General features: G+C 54.1%; 6 protein-coding genes. 2 read left to right on the forward strand and 4 right to left on the reverse strand.

The features are described 5' to 3' along the window. Position 1: 1 nt before the first annotated feature. From rfbD to rfbC, 3 genes are read right to left on the reverse strand one after another with little or no spacing between them, the layout of a single operon-like run. A complete protein-coding gene (rfbD, locus tag ACXAH8_RS21300) occupies positions 2 to 880 on the reverse strand; it encodes a dTDP-4-dehydrorhamnose reductase (protein WP_475220554.1) in 879 nt (292 codons plus the stop codon). Further along, positions 877 to 1,917, reverse strand: coding sequence for a dTDP-glucose 4,6-dehydratase (gene rfbB, locus ACXAH8_RS21305; RefSeq protein WP_475220555.1), 1,041 nt, complete (start codon positions 1,915 to 1,917; stop codon positions 877 to 879). Before rfbB ends, rfbD begins: the two co-directional genes overlap by 4 nt. Then, the gene (rfbC, locus tag ACXAH8_RS21310; RefSeq protein ID WP_475220556.1) at positions 1,914 to 2,483 is read right to left on the reverse strand and encodes a dTDP-4-dehydrorhamnose 3,5-epimerase; all 570 of its coding nucleotides are present in this window, start codon (positions 2,481 to 2,483) and stop codon (positions 1,914 to 1,916) included. Before rfbC ends, rfbB begins: the two co-directional genes overlap by 4 nt. A gap of 325 nt (positions 2,484 to 2,808) precedes the next feature. On the opposite strand from rfbC, the gene ACXAH8_RS21315 reads away from it, so the two are divergent. Then, positions 2,809 to 3,720: a hypothetical protein gene (locus ACXAH8_RS21315; protein WP_475220557.1), complete on the forward strand. Its 912-nt coding sequence runs from the start codon at positions 2,809 to 2,811 to the stop codon at positions 3,718 to 3,720. Between the two features lie 91 nt (positions 3,721 to 3,811). Here the strand turns inward: ACXAH8_RS21315 and ACXAH8_RS21320 are convergent, their stop codons facing one another. After that, positions 3,812 to 8,140, reverse strand: coding sequence for a PA14 domain-containing protein (locus tag ACXAH8_RS21320; RefSeq protein ID WP_475220558.1), 4,329 nt, complete (start codon positions 8,138 to 8,140; stop codon positions 3,812 to 3,814). Positions 8,141 to 8,146: 6 nt separating this feature from the next. On the opposite strand from ACXAH8_RS21320, the gene ACXAH8_RS21325 reads away from it, so the two are divergent. Next, the coding region (locus ACXAH8_RS21325) for a hypothetical protein (RefSeq protein ID WP_475220559.1) at positions 8,147 to 8,359 on the forward strand (213 nt) is incomplete at its 3' end.

Genomic DNA, 8,359 nt, shown 5'->3' on the forward strand with positions numbered 1-8,359 from the left:
TCTATCCTTTCAAAGCAGGGCTATCGGTGACCTTCAGTTCGGCCAGCACCTGCGCCAGGCCCGCTTTCCAGTCAGGCTGCCCAAGCCCGTAAATCTCACTAAGCCGCGAACACTCCAGCCGCGAATTCAACGGTCTGGGGGCCCGGGTCGGGTAATCTGTTGTTGGAATATCGGTGATCTCAGTGGCCAGACCCGCCTGCGAGACAATTTCGCGCGCGAAATCGGCCCAACTGACATTGGGTGCCCCGGAATAGTGAAACAGCCCGCCTTCAACATGCCCTCTGGCCTTGGCAATGGTCAGCAGCGTCTCGGCGATATCGGCGGCCGGGGTCGGTCCACCGATCTGGTCGGCCACGATGGTCAGGCTGTCTCGGGCCTCAGCCAACCGCAGAATGGTTTTGACAAAGTTATGACCGTGGGCTGAAAACACCCAGCTTGTCCGCAGGATCACATGCCATCCCCCTGCTTGGGCGATCTGTTGCTCTCCCTCCAGCTTGCTCTGGCCATAAACGCCCAGTGGACTGGTCTCATCCTGCGGGGTCTGGGCGGCATCTCCTGCCCCGTCAAAAACATAGTCGGTCGAGATATGCAGGAAGGGCAAATCACGGTCTGCCGCAGCACGCGCCATGACACCCGGCGTATCTCCATTGATCATCCGGGCCAGCTCGGGTTCATCCTCGGCTTTATCGACCGCCGTATAGGCCGCGGCATTGATGATCACATCCGCATACGTGTTGCGAATAGCTTCAGCACAGCTCTGCGGATCGGACAGGTCCGCTTGGGTGCGATCCAGCGCCTCGACCGTGATATCATGCGCCGATGCACGCCGGCGCAGTTCCGTGGCGACCTGCCCGAGATGGCCGAAGACCAGAGCCTTCATCCGGCCACCCCAAGCCGCTCGCCTACACCGCTGCGGTGCTGCAGAGCGGCCAACCATTCCCCATTGTCCAAATACCACTGAACCGTCTGCTCCAGCCCGGTTTCAGGCGTGTAAGAGGGGCGCCAGTTCAGCTCGTTCCGGATGCGGGTCGGGTCGATGGCATAGCGACGGTCATGGCCGGGGCGGTCAGTGACAAAGGTGATCAGATCCGCATAAGGCGTTTTGCCCGGCTTCAACCGGTCGAGGATCGCGCAGAGCATTTTGACCAGTTCGAGATTGGTCATCTCGTTCTCACCGCCGATATTGTAGCTGCGGCCCAGCTCGCCCTGTTCCAGCACCAGCAGCAACGCCTCGGCATGATCTTCGACATGCAGCCAGTCGCGGATGTTGTTGCCAGCCCCGTAGATCGGGATGGGCTTGCCAGACAGCGCATTCAAGATCACCACCGGGATCAGCTTTTCCGGAAATTGGTAGGGGCCGTAATTGTTCGAGCAATTGGTCATCACCACCGGCAGACCGTAGGTTTCATGCCAGGCCCGGACCAGATGATCCGACCCCGCTTTTGAGGCCGAATAAGGCGAATTGGGTTGGTAGGGGCTGTCTTCAGTAAAAAACCCGGTCTCACCCAAAGACCCAAAGACCTCATCGGTCGAGATGTGATGGAAGCGGAAGTGCTCAGGGCGTCTAGCATCGATCCAATAGGCGCGTGCGGCGTCCAGCAGAACGTAGGTTCCGGTCACATTGGTGTCAATAAAGGCCGCAGGACCATCGATCGAACGGTCGACATGGCTTTCAGCGGCCAAGTGCATGATTGCATCCGGCTGGTGCTTGTTGAGGATCGCAACCATCGCGCCCGCGTCCCGGATATCGGCCTGTTCAAAAGCATAGCCCGGTGTATCCGCGACCGAGGCTACATTATCCAGACAAGCCGCATAGGTGAGGACATCGACATTGACGACCGCATGGCCTTCGGCAATTGCGCGACGGATCACGGCTGAGCCGATGAAACCCGCGCCTCCTGTCACCAGAATTTTCACTGTGCGTCCTCAATCGTAAACGGGGTCTCTATGTCTCGCAAAAACGGAGCTGTTTTATCTTTATCGGACAATTGCGGCTCAGCCAGATCCAGCGGCCAATTAATTCCAATATCGGGATCATCCCACCGAATGGCGCCTTCTGTTTCCGGTGCATAAGTGTCGGAACATTTGTAGATAATCTCTGTATCAGGTTCCAATGTCATGAAGCCATGAGCGAAGCCTACAGGAACCAGTAGCATCCGGCCGTTTTCGGAACTGAGTTCCTTACCCACCCATTGCCCGAATGTGTGTGAACCCTTGCGGATATCCACCGCAACATCGAAAAATCGTCCACGCCCGCAGCGTACCAGCTTTGCTTGCGCTCTTGGGGGGGCCTGGAAATGCAGGCCCCTTACCGTCCCCACAGCACTTGAAAGCGAATGATTATCCTGAACAAATACCGTATCAATTCCTTCGTCGGCGAAACTACAAAAATTGTAAGTTTCCTCAAAAAAACCGCGATGATCACCAAAGCGCGTAGGGGTGATCAGCATTAAGTCCGCAATAGCAAGAGGTACCACTTCCATAACTACAAGTTTCTCATTCCGTTGTGCGGTGGCGGTGATTTCAAAGGTGATGTCACACCTATTCCTGCACCACCAAACCATTTGTCAACTTGTAAGTTCTCATGCCTACATAAAAGGAAAACCAGATCAGGGATTTTAGAATGCTGTGCCGCAAATATTCCTGCCCGCTATCTAACGCGAATTTGAAACACCTATAACACATTGATAAGACATTTGGGCCACTGGTTAGTACAATAGAATACACCCCCGTCCGAGCTTTCTCATTGGTATTTTAGATTGTACCAGCCTGTGTACTCTGAGAGTTTATACGCCGAGAGGATATTGAATGGATAAAAGAGATTACCTGATGCTTATTGGTGCGCCTAAATGCGGCACCACAAGCGTCGCCTCATGGCTCGGAAACCAGCCCTATGCAGTTTTATCAAATCACAAAGAGACACTCTATTTTACAGATTTTGCAGATCACAGATGGAGCGGTCCTGGGACGGAAATAATGGACACAATACCGTCAGATCCAGAAACCTTTGAGACTCAATTCAGAGACAAGCCCGAGGCAGCCCTACGGATCGAAGCTTCTACAGACAACTTATCCTGCGCTGCGGCCGCCGAGAATATAGCCCGTTTTGCCGAGCGTGATGATGTGGGGGAGGTCTGGGTTGTTGCCTTGTTGCGTGACCCCATTGAACGCATTGTCTCTGAATTCGAGCATACCCTACGTCTAGGGTGGCAGAGTGGCAGCTTGCTGGATTCCCTCCAGGCCGAGGAAGAAAGAATATCCAAAGGTTGGCATCCGCTTTTCCGACATATAGAGCGGTCACGCTACGCTACGCAACTTGCGCGATACCGAGAGTTGTTTGGCAACCGGCTTCTTACACTGGATTTTCACCGAATAGGCGAGGTCAGCGAACGTAGCCGTCTATTAAATTGGATCGACCGCACCGACAACACTGAGAATAAACAATTGGAACATCGCAACCAGCGTAGTGTTATCGCGCGCTCAGGGGCAGTCGGCCTGCTGAAAAACGAAAGCCTGATGGCTCTGGGTCGGTCGGTGGTACCTAAGAGCATGCGACCAGTTGTGCGGCGCTGGGTAAGCGGCGGCTTCGCCGATCGGTATGAACCCAATGAAACAGAAATTCGCTTCATCAGAAGCGCTTTGATGGACGAAATCAACGCTTGTTTAGAGGCCGATAACATTCCTACCGAACATTGGGGCACCTCTGCGGGCAGCCTTTAGATTTACCGATGCCCTGCCGCCCGCCTCTGAGGCATGAGAACAGGCAATTACAACGGCCAGATTCAATTGCAATGTTTAGTTCAAGCCTGAACTACAAACTCCATACATCCACCGTCACGAGCCCTTCTGAATATTGTCCGTCATCATCTGCGGCCCAATAGGAGAATGTATCCGTGCCAACAAAATCTGGATTGGGGCGATACAAAACCTGCCCGTCATCTTGCACATAGATATTGCCATTGGGCGTCGTACTGAGCCCGTCAACATGAAGTGTATCGCCTGCAAGGTGACTATCATTTGCCAGAACATCTATCAGGATATCTTGCCCTGCGGCTGTACTTGCTGAGTCATCCTGTGTTTCAGGCGCTATACCATCGAAAGTAATGGTGCCATTAAACTGAGCCCCTCCCCAGTGATTGATTGACCACGAGTTTTGAATTTGCGTATCCGTCATGTCCAGTTCAATGACATGACTGAGCTTATAAAGCTCTCCTGTCGCGCGGTCGGCGACAAAGTCCTCTAATATGATGACATTCTCACCGCTCTCAGTTTTGTAGTACCCTACATTCGCAATATAGGCCGCGATATCCTGATGCCATTCAAGAACCTGATTGTCCCCCTCAAACTGCCGATCACGGCTGCCTATTGAATCGGTTTTTATGCCGTCAAGGCGCAGGGCTTCCCCCTCTGATATTACGTTGTCACCGTGCATTACAAAGCCCAAGCGGTCGGCAACTAGCTGATCGGATGACATAACCGTGTGTCGGGCGGAATTAAAACCTACATATTCTACTGCGACATCCTGCATGGACACGTCGATGAAGACGTCTGCATAATCCGCCCCATTCGTACCGAAGTGGAAACTCTGCTCAAGGTTCACTCCCTCATTGAAGCCATCAATCGTCAGCCCGTTCACTATGACATCAAACGCATTACCACCAAGATTGAACGCTTTTTCTGCCCCTGCAGCCCCTACCAGATCTACATCCAATAAAGTGTAATGCGCCGTATAAGACAGATCTACACCTCTGGATGTTTCCCAATTCAGGAACCCATCAAAAACACTGCGAACATCATGCCCCTGGCTGGGATTGGCTTTTACGACAATCAAGCCAACTTCCGTTCCAAAAGCTTCGTTGTTATGAAAGCCTTGGATGGGTGCTTGATCAACCTGTATACTCCCTGAGCCATAAGCTATTTCGGGCTGATCTAGATTTGCACTCAGTGGGTCGGTTGGAGCGGAACGGTGCATCCAGACATAGCCATGAGTAGTATTGACTGCGACATTATCCGAAGCTTCGACCAAGCGACCAGCAAAGAAGAACCCGTCCCCTGTCCGCCCATTATCATGGCGTGGAAGATCAGATTGTTCTTTGACGGCCCAGTCACCCCAGCCAACACCTTCAGACCGGATCGCCATATTGTGTGACCAGATTCCGGTTTCGTCGCCATCCTCGGCTGCGAAAGCCGCGCCAAAGACATCGAAGGCGACGTTATCAGTGAAATAGGCATGGCTTGAGTGGTGGACAAACCCCCAGCCAGGTGAACCGCTGACTGTGTTGCCTATAGCTATGGCAGGATCTTCCTGATTTTCAGTTCCGGTTTTGTGGAAGTGGAAAGAGTAGCGCCCCTTGACATTGCTATCGGGCTCTATCGAGCTGAAAGTGCCGACATCCGCCGCCGGTGTCGACTTGTCAGTCCTTCCCAGATCATCAAAGGCCGCATAGCGTACATCCACATCATCCGAATGCATGAACATCACATGTCCCCGGTGATGTACCTCGGTTCCCTCGCCGTCTTCGCTGGAGAATGTGATGTTACGAGACATGTTCGCGACGTAAGCGGACAAATCATCTCGGGGTGTGTCGTGATCGTATTGTAGCGCGCGATCAAGGGTAATGGTGTTGCCGTCAATCGCCGTAATGACGACCTCTTCGTCTTCACTTTCATGATAAATTGTAGCACGGACGTCGTTGTCCCAATACCACCCTTGCTTATGAGTACCGCTTAACACAATCGTATCGCCGATCTCCCAGCCTTCTGGAACTTCGGCCAGGCTGATCTGCGTGTCCCCAGCCATCGGTGCGTCAGAAACTTTGAGGAAGCTTGTTTTCTCGGCTCCGTTAATCTCTACTTCACCGTGCGAAATAACGCCTCGCGACAGCAGTGAAGGATCCCAGGATGTATTGATATCGCCGTTGTTGGCGATGACAATCTGCACATCTACACCGGCCTCAACTGGGTTGTCCGCTGTACCGATTTCCAATCGCCCTGTTGGGGACACAACCATCGTGTCCAGCAAGATTTTGCTGTTCACATTCGTGGCAAAGGCCAACTCTCCGTCCACACGTACAGAGAACAAAGACTCGTCGCTTTCTTCGTCATACAGAACAGATATGCCTTCGGGAATCAGAACCTTGGCACCCTCTTCCGGAATAATCCCGTTGTGCCATGTGGCCGGATCAAACCAGTCACCATCACCAATTGCGACATGAGTGGCTTCGGCGCGGTCCACAAGATCCAGAACCTGCATGTGTTCTTGGGACATGCCAGCATTGTCGCCATGGGCATGCGCGTCTGGCAGTGCCTTGACTGCTGCTACGTATGCGTCAACTTCACTTGGATCAGTTGGCGGCGGGATGTATCCGTCACTGTGTCCCCCATGGTCGCCACTATCGTGTCCATCATGCCCGCCAGGATCCTGTCCGTCATCAGTATCATGACCGTCATGTCCGCTGCTATCTCCGGTGCCCTGCCCGTCATCGGTGTCGTGGCCATCATGCCCATCGTTCCCATAGTCGGTATCTTGATCACCTGACGCACTATGAGTCAGCGTGTTGCCCGAAATAAGCTCACGCTGGCCGTTGCTGTCGGGGCCTTCCCATTCCAACTGCAGGGTCGAGGCCCCACCGGCTTCGAAATAACGCACTTCAATTTCATGAGTGCCTGTTGAAAGGTCCAGCGTGATGCTCTGTTCTTCCGTAGCATGCAGCCCGTCATTGTCGATCACTGGCTGGCCATCAATATAAAGCGCCGAGCCATCATCCGAGGTCAGATACAGCGTATAGGTGCCACCTTCCGCGACATTCAGATTGCCCGTGTACTGAACTGCAAAATTGTCTGACGGACCGCCCTCCCATAAAGACCCGCCGCTGCGGACGGTATTGAGTTCGGTCGCTGTGCCTGTTCCATACGGCGTGGCGTCAAAATCTATCTGGGACAGGCTGGAGATACCTGCCGCCAGAATAAAATATGCTCCGATCAGGCCCGGCATTTCTTCCGAGTTGGATCCGTGGTCGCCGGTTCCATGTCCATTATCTCCATCGGTATCCCCGGTGTCATGCCCGCTGTGATCATCACTCATGTCACCATGGCTGAACGCCTCACCCGAGATGACCTCGCGCTGACCGTTGCTGTCGGGGCCTTCCCACTCCAACTGCAGCGTTGCCTCGCCACCGCGTTCGAAATAACGCACTTCAATTTCATGAGTGCCTGCTGACAGGTCCAGCGTGACGCGTTGCTCTTCGAACCAGTGCAACCCATCATTGTCGATCACCGGCTGGCCGTCAATATAAAGCGCCGAGCCATCGTCCGAGGTCAGGTACAATGTATAAATACCCGCCTCAGCGACATTCAGATTACCCGTATAGCGCGCCGCGAAGTCATCGGACGGACCGCCCTCCCACAACGAGCCGTTGCTGCGATAGGTATCCAATTCCGACACCATGCCGGTGCCATCAGGTGTAGCGTTGAAATCTATCTGGGACAGGCTGGAAATGCCTGACCCCATGACAAAATATGCGCCAAGCAACCCAGGCATGCTTGAATGGCCACCGGTACCCTGATCGCCGGTATCGTGTCCATCATGGCCACCGTTATCCCCGGTATCGGTTCCATCGCCATGATCACCGTGCGAGCCATCATCGGTATCGGGTTCGTCGTGCCCATCGTGGCCATCATCCGTGGTGCCATGGCTGAACGCATCGCCCGAGATGACTTCGCGCTGGCCGTTGCTGTCAGGGCCTTCCCATTCCAGTTGCAGGGTCGATCTGCCACCTCTTTCGAAATATTGTATTTCGATCTCATGCGCGCCTGCAGACAGATCCAGCGTAACGCGCTGTTCCCGGTCTGCATGCAGCCCGTCATTATCGATGACGGGCTGGCCATCGATATAAAGCGCCGAGCCATCATCCGAGGTCAGAAACAGCGTGTAGGTGCCAGCCTCGGCAACATTCAGATTGCCGGTGTAGCGTGCCGCGAAATCATCCGACGGGCCACCCTCCCACAAAGATCCGCTGCTGCGATAGGTATCCAGCTCGGATACCATGCCGGTCTCGTTGGGTGTGGCGTCGAAATCTATCTGGGACAGGCTGGAAATGCCTGACCCCATGACAAAATATGCGCCAAGCAACCCAGGCATGCTTGAATGGCCACCGGTACCCTGATCGCCGGTATCGTGTCCATCATGGCCACCTTTATCCCCGGTATCGGTTCCATCGCCATGATCACCGTGCGAGCCATCATCGGTATCGGGTTCGTCGTGCCCATCGTGGCCATCATCCGTGGTGCCATGGCTGAACGCATCGCCCGAGATGACTTCGCGCTGGCCGTTGCTGTCAGGGCCTTCCCATTCCAGTTG

Source organism: Ruegeria sp. ABV3_008 (genome assembly GCF_056161185.1).